Origin of the sequence: Streptomyces sp. NPDC093252 (assembly GCF_040683675.1) — a bacterium.
GTDB lineage: Bacteria > Actinomycetota > Actinomycetes > Streptomycetales > Streptomycetaceae > Streptomyces.
This window is the reverse complement of the sequence record NZ_JBFBEM010000003.1, coordinates 448,398-467,554: the sequence shown is the minus strand read 5'-3', so window position 1 is coordinate 467,554 and position 19,157 is coordinate 448,398. Positions and strand designations below refer to the sequence as shown.

Below are 19,157 nucleotides of genomic sequence, written 5' to 3'. Positions count from 1 at the left end.
TCAAGGGGTGTCGTTGCACTGCCCGTCGGCGGCATACCGTATGAACTGTGCGAAGGCGGCTGAGCGCAGAAGGAGCACGGGCCCATCGGGGTTCTTCGAATCGCGGACCGCGATGGAGTGGCATGGGAGGGCGCGGAGGTGGGCGACCTCTATGCAGTCTCCCTCACCGCCGCTGTATGAGGATTTGAACCAGTCGGTCCCGGTCAACTCCGGGGAAAGGGTGGCCTTTCGGTGCGCCTTCGGGCGGGTCACGAGTTGCTCTCCTCCATGATCGTCTTGATCACTTCCCGCGAGGTGTCCGTGGGAAGCGCTGCGGCGACGATGCGGTCAAAGGCGTGTGCGAACTCGGCCACATCGTCGGGTTCTTCCATGAACGAGCTGCCCCGGATGCTTTCGAGCTGGACGAGGGCAGGCCAGGGAGCGGGGAACTCGACCAGTGAGAAGAGACCGAGAAGGCCGGGGTGGGCCGCCACTGGCGTCGGCATGATCTGAAGGGTGATGTGGGGCCGATCGGCGACGTACAGCAGGTGCCGAAGCTGTTCCCGCATGGCTTCGGGGTTGTTCGGGAACTCCTGCCGCAGCACGGCTTCGTGGATCACAGCCCAGAACTTCAGTGGCCGAGGGCGGCTGAAGATGGACTGGCGCGCGATCCGGACATTGACCCGCGCGTCGATCTCCTCCGGCGTGCGCGTGGTGGTCGCGGCGATGACCTCACGCGCGTAGGGAGCGACCTGAAGAAGCCCGGGAATGACGGTGGGAGCGTAGAAGCGAATGCCCGAGGCGTCCGACTCGATGCTGATGTAGTCGGTGTAGGCATGGGCGAGGGTGTCGCCGTAGGGCGCCCACCAACCGGCCTTGCCCGCGCCGCGGGCAAGACCCGCGATGGCGGTGATCAGCGCCTGATCGGTCACGCCATAGCCGCTCATCAGCGGGTTGACGTCCTTCTGAGGCAGATGTGCCCGCGCGTTCTCGATTTTGCTGAGCTTGGTGTGGTCGTCCCACCCCATGCGGGCGGCTGCCTCTTCGAGGGTCTGCCCAGCCCTGTTGCGGCTGTCGCGGAGTAGAGCGCCGAGGCGACGACGCCTCAGGGTGGGCCTTGCCCGCTGGTTCGGCATGGTGCCTCTTCCTGACTTCCGGGGTGACTTCCTGTCCCCAATGGGTGGGTGGTGGGAACCCCGGGGTTGCATTGTGCCGCCCTGTGGTGCGCAGGTCGATTGGCACAGGGGTTCGCTCTGTGATTTTTCGGGTGCATAGGTTGCGCACCTAGGTTCCACACGTGCATTCTGCCATCCAGGCAGTGACATGCTGTGGTGGATCGATCAACCCGGCGTAGTCACTTGTCTGTTCGGCTGGCTGTGCTTCCCCCCCCCCGGATCTCAGGGGGGACAAGTGCAGCGCCCCCACTCCCCCCACGAGCGTGAAGGCCAGAACATGACGATGACCGCAGCAAGGTCCTGTACGCAGCGGCCCCCCGGCTACAGCGAGATCCACCCGCGCCAGGAGTCCACGGTGGCCATAGCGCGCCGCTCGGCCCGTGCCGCGTGCTCTGCCTGGAATCTCGGTGACGAGACTGCGGCAGTCGCGGCCTTGGTGCTGTCGGAACTCGTCACGAATGCCGTGCGGTACGCGAGCGGGCCGTCGATCCGCATCCTGGTCGACCGGCCCACTGCCGACCGGCTGTATTTCGGAGTCGTGGATCGGGCTCCGTGTGACCTGCCCCGGGTCGCCGATCCGGACCTGGAGTCGACGTCGGGCCGGGGTCTGCTGCTGATCGACGCGTATGCCCTTCGATGGTGCTGGGTTCGGCTCGGACCGGCGGGGCGGCCGTGGGGGAAACAGTGCTGGGCCGAACTGGAGGCGTGCCCCTGATGTTCGACGCCTCCGATCGCGCGAGGTCACCAGCCCTCCGTTCCGGCCGGCGCGTGCGGCGATGCCCCCGGCTTGCCTGGCGTGTACTCGCTCTGGCGCTGTACGCCGCCGCCGTCACCGTGTTCGTGGTCTCCGCACTGCGCCACGGGCAGGCGGGGCGGTGACCGGCCGTCGCCGACGAGGCCGCCCCCGCCACCGTGCCGCCCGGCCCCGTGTGGATGCCGTGGCCCTGAGCCTGTCCGCCGTAGTCCTGTCGGCGGTGCTGCTGTACACCGCTGTCACCGCATAGGGCCTGGATCGGAAGCCGCAACCCCTGTTCTGCCGGGTACCGCCACGAACGACGACTGATGACCGTCCCCACCGGTCGGAGCGCGCGCGACGAGGCATCGCCGCGCGTGCTCGTCGTCACCTACGCGCTGGATCCCACGGCGGACCACGTGCTGCGGGAACTGAACGCCCGCAGGGTGCAGTTCTGGCGCACCGACCCTCGCCGACCTCGTCGACTTCCCGACCGCGAAACCCCACCTGACCTGGCAGTGCGACGGCACCCCCAGGTCCGCCCGCCTCTGGTCCCCCGACGGCTCCCTCGCTCACCTCCGCCCCGACGGCACCGTGGCCGAGACCGGCCCCCGCCCCCTGTGGGCGCGCCTCGAAGAAGCGCACCGGGTCCACCGCGAGCACGGCGCTCCAGGCCCCGACCGCTACGGCATCACCCTCGCTGAAGACCAGCAGCGCGTCTGGCTGGACTCGCCGGACGGGCCCGGCTGGGTGCTCGTACCCTGACCACTTATGGTCACCGGGTGATGCGCCGATCGCTACTCCTGGTCACTGTCTCGCTCGCCGCCTTCCTCGCCCTCTGCGCCCTCCACGGCCTCCCCATGGCCGATCTGCTGGTCTACCGGGCCGAGGGCGCCGCCGTGCTCGGCGGGCGGGATCTGTACGGGTTCACCGTCACCGAGTGGCATCTGCCCGCCACCTATCCCCCGTTCGCGGCGATCCTGTTCACCCCGCTGGTCTGGCTTCCGGTGCCGGTGCTCAAGGCCGCGTTCCTCGCCGGGAATCTCCTGCTGTTGGGCCTGCTGATCGGGCTGTCCGGCCGACTTGTCGGCAGAAGGCTCCCTCTCTCCCTGCTCTGCGCCGGGACCGCCCTCGCGCTCTGGCTGGAGCCCATCTTCCAGACGCTTCTCTTCGGGCAGATCAATCTCGCCCTGGTCTGTCTGGTGCTGTGGGATCTGACCCGGGCACCCGGCGCCCGGGGGCGGGGCGTGGCCATCGGGATCGCCGCCGGGATCAAACTCACCCCCGCCGTGTTCCTCGTCCATCTCGCCCTGCGCGGCCGGTACCGGGAGGCGGCGGCGGGGCTGGCCGCGTTCGCGGGGACCGTTGTGGTCGGGGGGCTGGTGCTGCCGGGGGCCAGTGGGGGGTTCTGGACGCGGCATCTGTACGAGACCGGGCGGGTCGGGAAGGCGTGGATCGTCGACAACCAGTCCTTGCAGGGGCTGGTCGCCCGCGCCCTCGGCGATCCGGAGCCGGGGGTGGTCTGGGCGGTCCCGGCGCTGGTCGCCGCCGTCGCCGGGCTGTGGCTGGTGCGGCGCGCGGCGCAGGAGCGTACGGCTGTGCTGCTCACCGCGGGGACCGCGCTGCTGGTGGCGCCCATTAGCTGGAGCCATCACTGGGTGTGGTGTGTGCCGCTGCTGGTCGTCGCCCTCGCTGAGGGGCGGCGCGGTGGTGCTGTCCTGCTGGGGGTGGTGTTCACGGGGCGGACGATGTGGCTCGTTCCGCATCGGGGGGAGCTGGATCTGCGGCTGCCCTGGTGGCAGCAGGCCGCGGCCTCGCCGTACGCGCTGCTGGTGCTGGGGCTGATCGCGTACGGCGTGGTGGTTCAGCTCTCGGCGAGGAGGTCGTCGGCGTCCATGATCCGGTACGCGTAGCCCTGCTCGGCCAGGAAGCGCTGGCGGTGCGCGGCGAAGTCCTGGTCGATGGTGTCGCGGGCGACCACGGAGTAGAAGTGCGCCTGATGGCCGTCCGCCTTGGGGCGCAGCACCCGGCCCAGGCGCTGGGCCTCCTCCTGGCGGGAGCCGAAGGTGCCCGAGACCTGGACGGCGACCGTCGCCTCCGGGAGGTCGATGGAGAAGTTGGCGACCTTCGAGACCACCAGGACGCTGATCTCGCCCTCGCGGAAGGCGTCGAAGAGCTTCTCCCGCTGGGCGTTGGAGGTCTCGCCCTTGATGACCGGGGCGTTCAGATGCTCGCCGAGTTCGTCGAGCTGGTCGATGTACTGGCCGATGACCAGGATCTGCTGCCCGTCGAAGCGGCGGACGATCGCCTCGGTGACCTTTCGTTTGGTCGCCGTCGTCGCGCAGAAGCGGTACTTCTCCTCCGTCTCGGCCGTCGCGTACGCCAGGCGTTCGGAGTCGGTGAGATTGACCCGGACCTCGACGCAGTCGGCGGGCGCGATATAGCCCTGCGCCTCGATCTCCTTCCAGGGCGCGTCGAACCGCTTCGGGCCGATCAGGGAGAAGACGTCCGACTCGCGGCCGTCCTCGCGGACCAGGGTCGCGGTCAGGCCGAGCCGCCGCCGGGCCTGGAGGTCGGCGGTGAACTTGAAGACGGGCGCGGGGAGCAGGTGGACCTCGTCGTAGAGGATCAGGCCCCAGTCCCGGGAGTCGAACAGCTCCAGGTGGGGGTAGACGCCTTTGCGGCGGGTGGTCAGCACCTGGTACGTGGCGATGGTGACCGGGCGGATCTCCTTGCGCGTACCGCTGTACTCGCCGATCTCGTCCTCGGTGAGCGAGGTCCGCTTCACCAACTCGTGCTTCCACTGGCGGGCGGAGACGGTGTTGGTGACGAGGATCAGGGTGGTGGACTGGGACTGCGCCATCGCCCCCGCCCCCACCAGCGTCTTTCCCGCACCGCAGGGCAGGACGACGACCCCGCTGCCGCCGTGCCAGAAGTTCTCCACCGCCTGCTTCTGGTACGGGCGCAGCGCCCAGCCCTCCTCGTGCAGGGCGATCGGGTGGGCTTCGCCGTCGACGTACCCGGCGAGGTCCTCGGCCGGCCAGCCCAGCTTCAGCAGGGTCTGCTTGATCTGCCCGCGCTCGGAGGGGTGCACGGCCACCGTGTCCGGGTCGATCCGGGCCCCGACCAGCGGCGCGATCCGCTTGGAGCGCAGCACCTCCTCCAGCACCGGGCGGTCGGTGGAGGTGAGCACCAGGCCGTGCGCCGGGTGCTTGGAAAGGGTCAGACGCCCGTAGCGGTCCATCGTCTCGGCGATGTCGACCAGCAGGGCGTGCGGCACCGGGTAGCGGCTGTACTCGACCAGCGCGTCCACCACCTGCTCGGCGTCGTGCCCGGCGGCCCGCGCGTTCCACAGGCCGAGCGGGGTCACCCGGTAGGTGTGGATGTGCTCGGGCGCCCGCTCCAGCTCGGCGAAGGGCGCGATGGCCCGGCGGCAGTCGTCCGCCCGCTCGTGATCCACTTCGAGGAGCAGGGTCTTGTCGGACTGGACGATCAACGGACCATTCACGCGCGGCACCCTTTCCCTGCGGCCGGAGGATTCGGCCAAACATCCAGTCTGCCTGATCGACTCCGGAGGCGGGGCCGGACCGGCCGGGGGCGCCTCCTTGCCGGGGGCGGTGCCGGACCGGCCGGTGCACTTCCTCGCTGGAGGTGGTGCCGGACGGGCGGGGGCATTTCCCCTCTGGAGGTGGTGCCGGACGGGCGGGGCACCTTCTCGCCGGAGGTGGTGCCGGACGGGGCGGTCAGGCACCCCCTTGCCGGGGGCGGTGCCGGACCGGCCCGGGGAGACGCCCGCCGGAGGTGATGCCGGACCGGCCGGGGGACCCCTGTCGGGGGCGGTACCTGACCGGCCGGGGGGAGAGCCCCGGCCGGAGGCGGTGGGCGCTGCCGGACCGGCCGGGACGGCCTACCGTCAGCCCTTTTGTCGTGATGGCACCGTTACTTCCTGTGCTGGTCGCTCGGATTGGAGCCCTGCGGCGCGACATCGGGCCGCGGCACTGTGGCCAGGGTCATCAGCTCGGGGTCCTGGGCGAGGATGCGCTGGTGCAGTTCCTGGAGGGCCAGGCCCGGATCGGTGCCGAGTTCGGCGGCGACCTGGCGTTGGTAGTCGAGGTAGTAGGCGAGCGCGTCCGCGCCCCGGTCCGCGCGGAACAGGGCCAGCATCAGGAGCCAACTGAAGCGCTCGCTCAGCGGGTAGCGGTGCAGGACGAAGTAGAGGTACGGGACGGCGTTGCGGTGCCGGCCGAGGTCCAGTTCGACCTCGGCGCGCAGCTCCATGTCGGCCCGGAACCGTTCGTCGCGGTAGATCCGCTCCCGCTCCAGGACCGGCGCGTCCAGGCCCTCCGCGAGGGCGCCGGTGACCAGGATGCGGGCGCCGTCCAGGCACTGCGCGGCCCGGTGCAGACTGCCGGTGAGGGCCAGGGTGGTGCCGGCCGAGGCGAGCCGCTCGTACTCGTGCAGATCGACCAGGGAGTCCCCGGTCTCCAGACGGTACCCGCCGGCGTTCCACAGGATCTCCGGGGCGGTGCCCGGTAGCTTCTCCGTGCTGGCGGCGAGCGCGGAGCGCAGCCCGGAGACATACTTCTGCACCAGGTTCTTGGCGTAGGCCGGGTGCTCGATGCCCCACAGCGCCGAGATCAACTGCTCGGTGCTGGTGGTGAGTCCGGGGCGGAGCAGCAGGGTCGCCAGCAGCGCCTGCTGTTTCGGTGGACCCAGGGTGACCGCTTCGCCGTGGACCAGCATCTGTAACCGGCCGAAGAGATGGAAACGGACGCCGGGTTGGTTTTCGTCCCCTCCCGGACTGGTATGCCGTAATAGAACCGTAGACATTGGCCTCTCCCCCGTTCGGCCTTGTGCTGTCGGTGTCGAACCGCCCGCGCGTGATCCAGGCGCGTGATCGAACAGTTCGACACTAACGGGTTACCCATGGGTCCATGGAAACGTCTTTCCCAAATCTGGTGCACGGCTCTTGACGCGGCTCTGACGGGTGACCGTCGCCGGCCCGGAGCCGAACCGAAGACAAGTGGACCGCACAAGTCAAGTCTTCGGCAAGTTTCCTTCACGGAACCTTCCAGGATCCTTCCCTGTGCCTTCCCTGGGCCTTCCCTCTTCCTCCTGCGGTCCGGTCCAGCGCCTCCGTGCAAGGTATGTGCACACGCACCGATCCAAGTTGGGGGAACTTCTGTGACCGGTACCGCAGCACCACAAGACGCCCAGTCGGCAGCCGGGTTGGCCGCCGTGTCCGACCAGCCGCCCGCTCCCTTGCGCTACGACGCCACCGTCCCGCGCTCCATGGTTCACCGCGCCGCCGTCGCCGAGGTGTTCCTGACCGACTCACGGCCCAGCCCCACCCAGGACAGCACCTTCGAGGTGGCCGCCCAACTGCCGCGGGCGCACATCATGGGGGAGAACACCGACGCGCACGACTTCCTGCTCCTGGTCGAAGTCCTGCGCCAGGCAGGGGTGTTCATCGCCCACACCTATGAATCCGTGCCCCTGGACGACGCGTTCATCTTCCGCGGCCTGAACACCCGGCTGACCGATCTGTCCGCGATACGCACCGGCGACCGGCCCGCCGAGGCCGTCGCCACCATGACCTGCGTCCCGCAGCGCAAGCGCAACGGCCGGGTGCAGGCACTGGACTTCCACGGCGCCGTCACCATCGACGGGAATCGTGCCTTCCGTTTCGATGGCGGCCTCGCCTTCTTCGGCCGGTCCGTGTACCAGGCCCTGCGCACCCGCCAGCGGGACGGCCTGGCCAAGGCCATCGGCCTGGCCCTCGCGCCCACGGCCGCCACCCCGGACACGGTCGGCCGCCGCAACCCGTACAACGTGGTCGTCACCCAGCCCCGGCCCGCCGGGGAGAGCGCCGTGTCCGCCCTGGTCATCGCCGACCAGACGCATCCGCACCTCTTCGACCACCGGCTCGACCACATCCCCGGCAATCTGCTGTTCGAGGCGGCCCGCCAGCTCGCCACCGCCGCCGTCGCCACCCTGCACGGCCCCGCCGCCGACAGCCTCCAGGTCGTCTCCCTCGACTGCGACTTCCGTGAGTTCGCCGAACTCGATCTGCCCGCCCGCGCGGTGGCCACCGCGCGGCCGTTCCGGCACGACGAGGAACTGGGCACCCTGGTGGTGCCGGTCACCGTGCAGGTCGAGCAGCGCGACCGGGCCGTGGCCGTGTTCCAGCTCGAACTCGCCCAGCGGGTCGACGTCCAGCGGGACCGGATCCAGCGGGACGGGATCCAGCGGGACGGGATCCAGCGGGACGGGGCCCAGTGAGCACCGTCATCGGTTCCCCGGGGGCGGGGCAGGGCGACGGTCCGGCCGCGCCCGCCCCGCCCGTCAGGGCCGTCGTCGTGGACTACGGCGGCGTCCTCACCAACCCGCTGGACGAGACCTTCGCCGCGTTCGCCGCCGCCGTCGGCCTCCCGGTGGCCCTGCTGCGGGACGCCTTCGCCCGCGCCACCGCCGAGGACGGCCGCTCCCCGATGGCCGACCTGGAGACCGGCGCCTGCACCGAGGAGGAGATGGTGCTGCGCGTCCTGTCCCGGCTCCCCGGCTCCCCCGGACTGGAACTCCTGGGCGGACGCCCCTTCGGCGAGCTGTGGTTCCGCGCCCGCCACCCCAACCGGGAACTGCTGGCCGCGCTGCGCACCCTGCGCGCGTCCGGCTACACCCTCGCCCTGCTCACCAACAACGTCGCCGAGTGGGGACCCCGCTGGCGGGCCCACATCCCCGTCGACGAGCTGTTCCACACCGTCGTCGACTCCTCCGCCGAGGGCGTGCGCAAACCCGACCCGGAGATCTACCGGCGGCTGCTCGACCGGCTCCCGCACACCGCCGCCGAGTGCCTGTTCGTGGACGACCTGGCGGAGAACTGCGCAGCCGCCGAGGCGCTCGGCATGACCGCCGTCCGCTTCACCACCACCGAGCTGACGCTGACCGCCGTCGCCGCCCTGCTCGACAGCCGTGGCGCCCACCGCCCGGAAAGGAGCGCCACCCGATGAGCACCTCCGCCCCCCTCGACGGGGAGATCCTGGTCGTCGGCGCCGGTCCCACCGGCCTGGCACTGGCCTGCACCCTGCTCCAGCACGGCGTGGAGTGCCGGATCGTGGACCGCCGGCGCGGCCCCGCCTCCGAACCGAAGGCACTGATCCTGTGGAGCGGCGCCCTGGAGGTGCTGCGCCGGATCGGCGTCGACGGACCGCTGCGCGACCGCAGTCTCCCGCTGGCCGGGGCCTCCTACTGGTCGCGCGGACGGGCCGTCGGCGGCGTCCGGTTCGGCGCGCTCGAAGGCACCGCCTTCCCCCGCCCGCTCTGCGTACCGCAGTCGGTCACCGAGAACGTCCTGTACGAGCGGCTGCTCCGGCTCGGCGGGCAGGTCGAGTGGAACACCGAGGCGATCGACGCCCGGGTCGTGCGGGCCGGACACGGCTCGGTCGCCGAGGTCACCCTCGCCCGGCAGGGCGCCTACGAGCGCCAGGACGCCACCCCCCGCTGGCTGATCGGCACCGACGGCGCCCACAGCAGCATCCGCACCTCCACCGGGATCGCCTTCGAAGGCGGCTCCTACGCCCGGGACTTCCTGCTCGGCGACGGCGAGTACGACGGCGATCTGCCCGCCGAGGAGGTGCAGTACCACCTCACCCCGCAGGGCGTGCTGGTGGTGGTGCCGCTGCCGGGCGGCGGCCACCGCATCTTCTTCGACCGGGCCCCCGGCCCGTCCACCGCCGCACCCGACGAGGAGGAGCTGCAGCGGCTGATCGACGAGCGTGGTCCGGCGGGCTGGCGGCTGCGGCGCACCTGGTGGCGGTCCACCTTCCGGGTCCACACCAAGGTCGCCGCCACCTTCCGCAAGGGCAGTGTGTTCCTGGCCGGTGACGCCGCGCACTGCCACAGCCCGGCGGGCGGCCAGGGCCTCAACACCGGGGTCCAGGACGGCTACGACCTCGCCTGGAAGCTCGCCGCGGTCAGCCGGGGCGCGGATGTCCGGCTGCTCGACAGCTACGAGGCCGAACGCCGCCCGGCGGCGCTGCGGGCGCTCGCCAACTCCGACCGCCAGACCAAGCTGTGGATGCTGCGCGCCGGGCCCCGCCGGGTCGTGCGGGACTTCATCCTCCAGGCCGCCACCCGCTCCGGCGCCCTGGACCGCAAGCTGGTCCCGGAACTGGCGCAGATCGACCCGCGGCTCGACGGCAGCCCCGCCGTGGCGGGCGCGCTCACCGGCGGCACGGTGGCCGCGGGCCCGCGGGCCGGGCGCCGGCTGCCGGACACCGACTGGCAGCCGCTCTCCGGCACCAAGGCCCGTACCCTGCACGGCTATCTGGCGGCGGGCCGCCATGTCCTGCTGGTCCTGACCCCCGGCGCGCCCGAGGGCGCCGCCGCCGAACTCGCCCGCAGCGCGGCCCGGCAGGCCCGCCGCTCACCGGCCCACGCCCAGACCGAGGTACTGCTCCTCGGCGGACGCACCCCGGACGGCACCCGGGACGCGGGCGGCACTCAGGACGGGGACGGCGTCCGCCATCCCGGCGACGGACGGGATCGGGATCCGGTCGGCGGCGCGGATGGTCCGTCCAGCGCACCCGCCCCGCAGGGCACCCGGTCCGCACCCGCCCCCCAGGACACCCGGTCCGCACCCGCCCCGTACCCACCCGGCGAGGACGAGGGCCACCCCGCCCCCCGGGCCACCGGGGACACCCCGGACCCGGCCGGCCACCCGCCGGCGTACGCCGTCGCCGTCGAGCGGGGCGGCGCCGGACTCACCGCCTGGGCGCGGACCGCGCCCCTGGTGCTGTACGTCCGCCCCGACGGTGTCACCGCCGCCTGGGCGGGCCCGGACGGGCTGCCCGAACTGATCCGGCGGGGACTCTCCGGCGCGGGCACCTTCGCCGACGCCGGGGACACCGACGGGACCGGCGCCCACCCGGCGCCCGGGGAACGGAGCGCGGCATGAGCACCGTCCCGCCCCCCGGCCCCGACGCCCCCCTCACCACCGCCGTCGTCACCGGCCCCACCGGGCTGCTCGGCACCGCCGTCGTGGCCGCGCTCCTGGCGCGCGGCACCGAGGTCAGGGCCGTGGTCCGCGACGAACAGCGGGCCCGGCGCATCCTGCCGGACCACCCCGCCCTGCGGTTCGTGCCCGGCGATGTCACCGATGTGCCCGGCTTCGCGCGGCAGTTGCGCGGCGCCGACGCCGTGTTCCATCTGGCGGCGTACTTCCGCGAGTACTACCAGCCGGGCGCCGACCCCGCGCTGCTGATGCGGACCAATGTCCAGGCCGTCCGCGAACTGCTGGACGCCGCCGCCGGGTCCGGGGTGCGCACGGTCGTGCACACCAGCTCCACCGGCGCGCTCGCCCCCGTACCCGGCCGCCTCGCGGACGAGTCCACCCCCCTCGGCGACCCCGGCCAGCCGCACGCCTACCGGGCCAGCAAGGTCCGCGCCGAACGGGTGGTCGCCGAGTTCACCGCCCGCCACGACGAGCACGGCGTACGGGTCCCGATGGTGCTGCCCGGCTGGATGTGGGGGCCGGGCGACCAGGCCCCCACCTCGGCGGGGCGGCTCTTCCTGGCCGTCGCCAACGGACGCATCCGCGCCCTGCCGAAGGTCGGCAACCATCTGGTGGACGCCCGTGACGTGGCGGCGACCCTGGTCGCGGCGGCCCTGCGCGGCGCCCCCGACGGCCGGTACATCGCCGCCGGGCACTGGCACACCCTCGCCGGGATCAGCGGCGGCATCGTCGCCGCCACCGGCACCGGGACCGTGCCCCGCCCCATCCCCTCGGGCACCGCCCTGGGCATCGCCGCCCTCGCCGAGACCGCCGCCCGGCTCACCGGGAAGACCCCGGTCGCCACCCGCACCGGCATCCGCACCCTGACCGAGGGCCACCACGCCCGCTTCTCCTCCGCCCGCGCCGAACGGGAACTCGGCGTCACCTTCCGCCCGCTGGACGAGACCCTCGCCGACCAGGCCGCGTTCCACCGCGACCGGGGCGAACTGCCGGACCCCCGGCGGCTCGTGGGGAGGCGATGACCGTGCTGCGCCGCCTCGCCGACGCCGCGCTCACCCGCCCCCGCGCGATCCTGTTCGGCGCCCTCGCCTTCGTGATCCTGTCGGTCGTGCTCGGCGGGGGCGCGGCGGACCGGCTGCGCGCCGGACAGGGCACCGAGAACCCGGCCGCGCCCTCCGCCCTCGCGGCCGACGTCCTGGAGGAGAACTTCCCCGCCAGCCGCCCCAACTTCGTGCTCCTCGCCGAGCACGAACGGGGCGTCAACGACCGCGCGGCGGCCCGCACCGGACTGGCCCTCGCCGACCGGCTCGCCTACGAGGACGGCGTCAGCGGGGTCGTCTCGTACTGGCAGACCGGCCAGGACGCCCTGCGCTCCACCGACGGCGACCAGGCCCTGATCGCCGCCCATCTGGACGGCGACGAGGCGGCCGTCGGCGAGGCCGCCCGCAGGCTCGCCGAGGAGTACCGCGGCGACCACGACGGGCTGACCGTCCGGGCGGGCGGCACCGGCGAGGTCCTCAACACCGTCGAACGCACCATCGCCGAGGACCTGGTCACCTCCGAGCTGATCGCCCTGCCGATCACCCTGTTCATCCTGGTGATCGTCTTCCGCAGCGCGGTCTCCGCCCTGCTGCCGCTGGCCGTCGGCGCGGTCGCCATCACCGGCACCAATCTCGTCCTGTGGGTGATCGCCGGGTACACCGATGTCTCCGTCTTCGCCCAGTCCCTCACCACCGCCCTCGGCCTCGGTCTCGCCATCGACTACGCGCTGCTGATGCTGCGCCGCTACCGCGACGAGCGGGCCGCCGGGGCGGACACCCGCGCCGCCGTCACCGTGATGCTCGCCACCGCGGGCCGTACCGTCGCCTTCTCCGCCCTCACCGTCTCCGTCGCGCTGGCCGCGCTGCTGCTGTTCCCGCTGTTCTTCCTGCGGTCCTTCGCCTACGCGGGCGTCTCGGTGGTGGTGCTGGCCGCCGCCGCCGCGCTGATCGTGCTGCCCGCGCTGCTGGTGGTGCTCGGCGACCGGGTGGACGCCCTCGACCTCACCCGCCGCTGGCGCCGCCGCCGCGGCACGAAGGGCGGCACCGGCCGCCCGGACGGCTGGCAGCGCCTCACCGACCTGGTCGTCTCCCGGCGGGCCCCGGTCTTCGCCCTCGGCTCGCTCGCCCTGCTGATCGCCCTCGGCCTGCCGTTCCTGCGCGTGGAGTTCGGCATGGCCGACGACCGCCAGCTCCCGGCCGCCGCCGAACCCCGGGCCGTCCAGCAGGCGCTGCGCGACGACTTCGACGGCAGCGAGACCGCCGCCATCGACATCCTGGTCGACGGCGACGCCTCACCGGCCGCCCTCACCGCGTACGCCACCCGGGTGTCCCGGCTGACGGACATCGCCGAGGTGCGCACCCCGGCCGGGGTCTTCGCCGACGGGCGGCTCACCGAACCCCGCACGCCCGTGGACGCCCTGCGCGAGTCCGGCCCGCTGGCCTGGCTCCAGGTGGTCCCGGTGGACGGCGTGGAGACCGTCTCCCCGCGCAGCCAGCAGATCGTCCGGGACATCCGGGCGCTGCCGGACACCCGGGAGGCGCTGGGCGCGGCGGCGGGCATCGACGCGCAGGCGGCGGGCCAGGCGGCCGAACTGGTCGACACCCAGGACGCGATCGCCGACCGGCTCGTCCCGGCCCTGCTGCTCATCGTCCTCACCACCCTCGTCCTGGTGTTCCTGCTCACCGGCAGCCTGCTGATCCCGCTCCAGGCCGTCGTCCTGAACGCGCTCAGTCTCACCGCGATGTTCGGCGCGGTCGTCTGGGTCTTCCAGGACGGCCATCTCGCCGGGCCGCTCGGCTTCACCCCGACCGGCTTCGTCGACACGGCCCTGCCGGTGCTGATGTTCTGCCTCGCCTTCGGACTCTCCATGGACTACGGGGTGTTCCTGCTCGCCCGGATGAAGGAGGAGTACGACCGGGGCGGCGACCACCGGGCCGCGATCGCCCTCGGGGTGCGCCGGACCGGGGCGGTGGTGACCGCCGCCGCGCTGATCCTGTCCGTGGTGCTGATCGCCATCGGCTGGTCCCGGATCACCAACACCATGGTGCTGGGCCTCGGTACGGCGCTCGCCGTGCTGGTCGACGCGACCGTCGTGCGCTGTCTGCTGGTGCCGTCGGTGATGACGCTCACCGGCCGGGCCGTCTGGTGGGCCCCGGCCCCGCTGCGCCGCTTCCAGGAACGCTTCGGCTTCCACGAGCACGGCCCCGCCGGGGACTCCGCGGACCGGGACACCGGCCCGGCCGCCCCGGCGCCCGCCGCGAAGGAACGGATCGGCTCCCGATGACAGCCCCCACCCAGGGGAACCACCCCCAACCCCACCCCCAACCCCACCCGGAGAAGGCAGGCGGACCCTTGCGGCGGATCGCCCGGTACGTCATGGCACTCGCCGCCCTGTCGGTCCTGCCCGTGCTCGGTCTGATCGCCCCCGGCAGCGGCACCGCCGCCCCCGCGGACGGCCCGGACCTCGACCCGAAGGCAGCCGCCGCCCGCAGCGCGGAGCGGATGGAGCGGGCGGGCATCGTGGATGTCCCGGTCTCCTTCGAGGTCGTCAACCGCAACCGGTCGGGCCTCGCCTGCAACACGGACGGAAAGACCTACACCGTACGAGGCCACCTCACCCTGCCCGCCGCCCTGGCGACGGCCTCCACCGCCCTCCCCCCGGTCACCGTCTACCAGCACGGTCTCCAGTCGGGGGAGTGGTACTGGCGGGTCGACGTCCCCGGCTACCACCACGCCGAGGAGATGGCCCGGCGCGGCCATGCCTCCCTCACCGTCGACCGCCTCGGCCACGGCGCCTCCGACCGCCCGGACGGCAGACAGCTCTGCCTGGGCGGCGAGGCCGACATCACCCAGCAGATCGCCGGCCAGCTCCGCGACGGCACCTACGCCACCGAGGGCGGCGACACCGTCCGGCGCTTCGGCGAGGTGGTGCTCGCCGGGCACGACCGGGGCGCCCAGATCGCCCAGATCGCCGCCTACTCCTTCCCGGACGACTTCGACGGGCTGATCCTCTCCGGCTGGGCCGACTCCGGACTCACCGACGAGGACGACGCCCGCTTCTTCGCCGCCCTGACCTCCTGCATGCAGGGCGGGGTGCCCTCCGTGGACGCCGCCGACGCACCCGGATACGTCCATCTCGACGTGGGCGAACGGGACTTCGTCCGCGGCAACTTCCGGCGGACCGGCACCGACCCGAGGGTCCTCGCCACCGCCGTCGGCCTCCAGAACCGGCTGCCCTGCGGGGTGCTGGTCTCCCAGTTGGAGGGCGTGCTGGTGGACACCCGCAGGGTCGGCGAGATCGAGGTGCCCGTCGCCCTGGTCGAGGGCGAGCGGGACGTCCGGGTGCGCGGCGCCGCCGAGCACCGGGAGCGGTTCACCTCGGCCCCGGACACCGCGCTGCACACCGTGCCCGGCGCGGGTCACTTCCTCGGCCTGGAGCCCGGCGCCCGGGGGACCCAGGACTTCCTCGCCGGGTGGCTCGACGCGAAGGGACTCGCCCCGTGACCGCCAAGAAGCTGCTCACCCGCGCGGTCGTGGTGACCGCGGCCCTGCTCATGGTCACCTGTGAGCTGGTGACGGTCATGGCGGCGGCCGACGGGACCGGGCCACGCGCCACGGCACCCGCGAACCCGGTCTCCGCCCCGGCCGCCGACACCGCCCCCCTCCTCCCGGACTCGGAGGTCGTCGACCTCCCGGTCGAGTTCGAGGTGGTCAACCGCAACCGGACCGCCAGTCAGTGCACCAGCGACGGAAAGCCCTACACCCTGCGCGGCCATCTCACCGCCCCGCGCTCCGTCCTGGAGACGGCCACCGGCGACGGCGGCGCGGACGCCGCTCCGGCCGTCACACTCTATGTGCACGGCACCAACACCGGCGAGTGGGTCTGGCGGCTCGACCCGCCCGGCCCCCGCGCGGGCCTCACCCATGAGCTGGCCCGCCGAGGCCATGCCTCCGTCACCATCGACCGGCTCGGCTACGGATCCAGCGACATCCCCGACGGCTTCGCCTCGTGCAGCGGCGCCCACGCGGACATGGCCCACCAGATCGTGCAGCAGGTGCGCAGCGGCTCCTACACGGTCCGGGAGATGCCCCGGGGAACGGACGGCCGCCCCCGCTTCGGCCAGGTGTTCCTCGCCGGGCACTCCAGCGGTGCCCTGGTCGCCGAGACCGTGGCCGCCTCCTTCGAGGGTGCCGTGGACGGCCTGCTGCTGACCGGCTGGGCCGCGGTCGGCGTCACCGGCGAGACCAACCGGCGCTTCCTCGCCGCGTACGCCGTCTGCCAGCAGGGCGGGGAACCGAAGGACAAGGCGGGCGACCCGAAGGGGTACGTCCACTTCGACCCGGTGCGCGAGGACTTCCTGGCCGGTGGATTCGGTCCCGGCACCGATCCGGAGGTGCTGGCGGACGTCGCCCCGCTGTGGCCCCGCAACCCCTGCGGGGTGATGGCCTCCGAACCTGCGGGGATCCTCACCGACCTCCAGCTCATCGGCCGGATCGAGACTCCCGTGTTCCTCGCCTTCGGCGCCGAGGACGTCCTGCGCCAGGGCGTCGAGGGCTATCCCGCGCTGTTCACCGCCAGCGACGACGTACGGACCGTGACCCTCGCGGACTCGGGCCACTTCGTGACGCTCGACCAGGACGCCGCCCGTCTCCAGGACGAGATGGACGGCTGGCTGGACACCCACCTGGACTGACCGCCCCGTCGCGGTCCGGCGACCCGCCCCACGGACCCGGCCCGCGACCCGTACCCCCCACGACCTCCGTCCCCTCCCCACCCACTCCCGCTCCCCACAAGCCCACCCCCACGAACGACCGCCCACCGACGAACGGCCCCGGGCAGGCGTTCACCGACCTAAGGAAGACAACTGTGGCCTCCACCTCCACCCCCTCCCGGAACACGGCGGCACCGCCCGGCGGCGATACCGCCCTGCACCGGCTCGGTGCCGCCACCGCCCGCCGCCCGCGCCTGGTGATCTGGCTGAGCGTGCTGCTCACCGTCATCGGGCTGGCCCTCGCGGCCGGGGCGATGGACCGGCTGGTGCTCAGCCGGTTCGAGAGCCCGGGTTCCGAGTCCCTGGACACCCGCGCCGCCCTGGAACGGGAGTTCGGCACCGGGACCCCCAGCGTGCTCCTGCTGATCACCGCCAAGGACGGCGGCGATGTCGACTCGGCCGCCGTCGCGGACGCCGGCCGCGAGCTGGAGCGCGAGCTGGCCGCCCAGGAGGGCGTCGCCGAGACCGCCTCGTACTGGTCGCGCGGCGGTTCCCCGGTGATGCGCTCCGAGAACGGCGAACAGGCCCTGGTCATCGCCCGGATGGCGGGCACGGTCACCGAGGCCCGGACCAACCTCGCCGAGTTCTCCCCGGACTTCGACCGGGACGGCGACACCGTCCGGGTGCAGGTCGGCGGCGGTGACGAGGTGTTCCGGCAGGCCGCCGAGCAGGCCCGCACCGACTTCCTGCGCGCGGAACTGATCGTCTTCCCGCTGGTCCTGCTGCTGCTCGCGGTCATCTACCGGCGCTTCAACGCCGCCCTGCTGACCCTCGGCATGGGCCTGTTCTCGGTGATCATGACGCTGGCCCTGATGCGGCTGCTGACCAGCCTCACCGATGTCTCCACCTTCGCCGCCAACCTCACCCTGGTCATGGGCATCGGCCTCGGCGTCGACTACTCCCTGTTCATCATCAGCCGCTTCCGCGAGGAACTGGCCGACGGGCGCGAGGTCCCCGAGGCCGTCCGGCAGGCGGTGGGCCGGGCCGGCCGCACGGTCGCCTTCTCCGGTCTGACCGTCATCGTCTCCCTGGCCTGCCTGCTGCTCTTCCCGTTCCCGTTCCTGCGCTCCTTCGCCTACTCCGGGATCGCCGTCGTCCTCACCTCGGTGTTCGCCGCCGTGGTGATCCTGCCCGCCGCCCTCGCCCGGCTCGGCCACCGCATCCAGCGCAAGAAGCCCGCCCGCGCCGGTGAGCGCGGCGGTGACGGCTGGTGGCACACCACCGCCCTGCGGATGATGCGCCGCCCGCTGGTCTACGGCATCCCGGCGCTCGGCGTCCTGCTCGCCCTCGCCGCGCCCGCCCTGGGCGTCAACTTCGGCACCCCCGACGACCGGGTGCTGCCCGCCGAGGTCTCCAGCCGGGTCGTGCAGGACCAGATCCGGGCGAACTTCACCGCCGAGGAGATGGACGCCCTCCAGGTCCTCACCCCCGGCCTCACCGACCGCACCGGCATCGAGTCCAGGGCCCAGGAGCTGTCCCGCCTCGACGGGATCGCCCAGGTCGACGCGCTCACCGGCTCCTACGCCGAGGGGCAGCGCATCCTCGAACCCGGCGAGTCCTCCGCGCGGTTCGAGGGCTCCGACGCCACCTGGTTCTCCGTCATCGCCGAACAGGACGCGCTCGCCGACGACCCGGACGCGGTGATCGCCGATGTCCGCACCTCCTTCGCCGGGGGCGGCGAAGGAGCCACGGACGTGGAGATCGGCGGCTACCCGGCCGAACTCGCCGACTTCCGCACCGTCCTGGTCGACCGGCTGCCGCTGGTCTTCGGGCTGATCCTGCTGGTCACCTTTGTGATCCTGTTCCTGATGACCGGAAGCCTGCTGCTGCCGGCCAAGGCGATGATCCTCAACACCCTCTCCATGGCCGTCATGTTCGGCGCGCTGGTCTGGGTGTTCCAGGACGGCAATCTCTCCTCCGCGCTCGGCTTCACCGCCACCGGCAGCCTGGAGCCGTCCATCCCGATCCTGATGTTCTGCACGGCCTTCGGACTGTCCATGGACTACGAGGTGTTCATGCTGTCCCGGATCAAGGAGGAGTACGACCGCACCGGCGACAACGCGGCGGCCGTCGCCACCGGCCTGGAGCGCAGCGGCCCGCTGATCACCGCCGCCGCCGTGATCCTGGCCGCGTCCTTCGCGACATACGCCTCCTCCGGCATCGTCTACCTCAAGATGCTCGGCCTCGGCATGGTCGTGGTCATCCTGGTGGACGCCACCCTGATCCGCGCGGTGCTGGTCCCGGTCCTGATGCGCCTGGCTGGCCGCGCCAACTGGTGGGCCCCGTCGCCCCTGCGCCGCCTCCACGACCGCTTCGGCATCGCGGACTGACGCCACCGCCCGCCGGGACCGGCCCGCACGGGCCGCCCCGGCGGGCGGTGCCCCGTCCAGATCCGAGCGACGACAACACGTAGCACCTCACACAGAACACGGAAAGCAGATCTT

Annotated in this window: 15 protein-coding genes; 11 read left to right on the top strand and 4 right to left on the bottom strand. The window is 72.6% G+C overall.

Going from position 1 to position 19,157, the window contains the following annotated elements; translation table 11 throughout:
* Both AB0O01_RS08110 and AB0O01_RS08105 read right to left on the bottom strand, forming a co-directional pair.
* Positions 1-252, bottom strand: coding sequence for a DUF397 domain-containing protein (locus tag AB0O01_RS08110; RefSeq protein WP_365311633.1), 252 nt, complete (start codon positions 250-252; stop codon positions 1-3).
* A complete protein-coding gene (locus AB0O01_RS08105) occupies positions 249-1,115 on the bottom strand; it encodes a helix-turn-helix transcriptional regulator (RefSeq protein WP_365311632.1) in 867 nt (288 codons plus the stop codon). The genes AB0O01_RS08110 and AB0O01_RS08105 overlap by 4 nt, the downstream gene beginning before the upstream one ends.
* Before the next feature lie 394 nt (positions 1,116-1,509).
* Between AB0O01_RS08105 and AB0O01_RS08100 the strand changes: the two genes are divergently transcribed.
* The 3 genes from AB0O01_RS08100 (at position 1,510) to AB0O01_RS08090 (ending at position 3,800) form a co-directional block, all read left to right on the top strand.
* Positions 1,510-1,869 (top strand): ATP-binding protein, encoded by a 360-nt coding sequence (locus AB0O01_RS08100; protein WP_365311631.1) that lies wholly within the window; start codon positions 1,510-1,512, stop codon positions 1,867-1,869.
* Positions 1,870-2,481: 612 nt separating this feature from the next.
* Entirely contained in the window at positions 2,482-2,652 is a 171-nt protein-coding gene (locus AB0O01_RS08095; RefSeq protein WP_365311630.1) for a hypothetical protein, read from the top strand.
* A gap of 20 nt (positions 2,653-2,672) precedes the next feature.
* The gene (locus AB0O01_RS08090) at positions 2,673-3,800 is read left to right on the top strand and encodes a glycosyltransferase 87 family protein (protein WP_365311629.1); all 1,128 of its coding nucleotides are present in this window, start codon (positions 2,673-2,675) and stop codon (positions 3,798-3,800) included.
* Here AB0O01_RS08090 and AB0O01_RS08085 read toward each other — a convergent pair.
* On the bottom strand, positions 3,752-5,395 hold the full coding sequence (locus AB0O01_RS08085; protein WP_365311628.1) for a DNA repair helicase XPB: 1,644 nt from the start codon (positions 5,393-5,395) through the stop codon (positions 3,752-3,754). The two genes, AB0O01_RS08090 and AB0O01_RS08085, sit on opposite strands and share 49 nt — an antisense overlap.
* A 431-nt stretch (positions 5,396-5,826) precedes the next feature.
* Complete coding sequence (locus AB0O01_RS08080) at positions 5,827-6,630, bottom strand: BTAD domain-containing putative transcriptional regulator (RefSeq protein WP_365311627.1); 804 nt, start codon at positions 6,628-6,630, stop codon at positions 5,827-5,829.
* Between the two features lie 495 nt (positions 6,631-7,125).
* Between AB0O01_RS08080 and AB0O01_RS08075 the strand changes: the two genes are divergently transcribed.
* The 8 genes from AB0O01_RS08075 (at position 7,126) to AB0O01_RS08040 (ending at position 19,043) form a co-directional block, all read left to right on the top strand.
* Positions 7,126-8,169: a ScbA/BarX family gamma-butyrolactone biosynthesis protein gene (locus tag AB0O01_RS08075; RefSeq protein ID WP_365311626.1), complete on the top strand. Its 1,044-nt coding sequence runs from the start codon at positions 7,126-7,128 to the stop codon at positions 8,167-8,169.
* Positions 8,166-8,897 carry an HAD family phosphatase gene (locus tag AB0O01_RS08070; RefSeq protein WP_365311625.1) on the top strand — a complete coding sequence of 244 codons (732 nt, stop codon included), beginning with the start codon at positions 8,166-8,168 and terminating at the stop codon, positions 8,895-8,897. The genes AB0O01_RS08075 and AB0O01_RS08070 overlap by 4 nt, the downstream gene beginning before the upstream one ends.
* Positions 8,894-10,843 carry an FAD-dependent monooxygenase gene (locus AB0O01_RS08065; RefSeq protein ID WP_365311624.1) on the top strand — a complete coding sequence of 650 codons (1,950 nt, stop codon included), beginning with the start codon at positions 8,894-8,896 and terminating at the stop codon, positions 10,841-10,843. Before AB0O01_RS08070 ends, AB0O01_RS08065 begins: the two co-directional genes overlap by 4 nt.
* On the top strand, positions 10,840-11,922 hold the full coding sequence (locus tag AB0O01_RS08060) for an NAD-dependent epimerase/dehydratase family protein (RefSeq protein ID WP_365311623.1): 1,083 nt from the start codon (positions 10,840-10,842) through the stop codon (positions 11,920-11,922). The genes AB0O01_RS08065 and AB0O01_RS08060 overlap by 4 nt, the downstream gene beginning before the upstream one ends.
* Positions 11,919-14,225 carry an MMPL family transporter gene (locus AB0O01_RS08055; RefSeq protein WP_365311622.1) on the top strand — a complete coding sequence of 769 codons (2,307 nt, stop codon included), beginning with the start codon at positions 11,919-11,921 and terminating at the stop codon, positions 14,223-14,225. Before AB0O01_RS08060 ends, AB0O01_RS08055 begins: the two co-directional genes overlap by 4 nt.
* Positions 14,222-15,445 (top strand): alpha/beta hydrolase, encoded by a 1,224-nt coding sequence (locus AB0O01_RS08050; protein WP_365311621.1) that lies wholly within the window; start codon positions 14,222-14,224, stop codon positions 15,443-15,445. Before AB0O01_RS08055 ends, AB0O01_RS08050 begins: the two co-directional genes overlap by 4 nt.
* The gene (locus tag AB0O01_RS08045; RefSeq protein WP_365311620.1) at positions 15,442-16,635 is read left to right on the top strand and encodes an alpha/beta fold hydrolase; all 1,194 of its coding nucleotides are present in this window, start codon (positions 15,442-15,444) and stop codon (positions 16,633-16,635) included. Before AB0O01_RS08050 ends, AB0O01_RS08045 begins: the two co-directional genes overlap by 4 nt.
* 173 nt (positions 16,636-16,808) lie before the next feature.
* Positions 16,809-19,043, top strand: a complete 2,235-nt coding sequence (locus AB0O01_RS08040) for an MMPL family transporter (RefSeq protein ID WP_365311619.1) — start codon at positions 16,809-16,811, stop codon at positions 19,041-19,043.
* Positions 19,044-19,157 lie beyond the last annotated feature (114 nt).

Bases quoted from the DNA above. Each gene is read 5' to 3' on its own strand.
- AB0O01_RS08105 (WP_365311632.1), bottom strand. From the start codon at position 1,115: ATGCCGAACCAGCGGGCAAGGCCCACCCTGAGGCGTCGTCGCCTCGGC.
- AB0O01_RS08090 (WP_365311629.1), top strand. From the start codon at position 2,673: ATGCGCCGATCGCTACTCCTGGTCACTGTCTCGCTCGCCGCCTTCCTC.
- AB0O01_RS08080 (WP_365311627.1), bottom strand. From the start codon at position 6,630: ATGCTGGTCCACGGCGAAGCGGTCACCCTGGGTCCACCGAAACAGCAG.
- AB0O01_RS08065 (WP_365311624.1), top strand. From the start codon at position 8,894: ATGAGCACCTCCGCCCCCCTCGACGGGGAGATCCTGGTCGTCGGCGCC.
- AB0O01_RS08060 (WP_365311623.1), top strand. From the start codon at position 10,840: ATGAGCACCGTCCCGCCCCCCGGCCCCGACGCCCCCCTCACCACCGCC.
- AB0O01_RS08055 (WP_365311622.1), top strand. From the start codon at position 11,919: ATGACCGTGCTGCGCCGCCTCGCCGACGCCGCGCTCACCCGCCCCCGC.
- AB0O01_RS08050 (WP_365311621.1), top strand. From the start codon at position 14,222: ATGACAGCCCCCACCCAGGGGAACCACCCCCAACCCCACCCCCAACCC.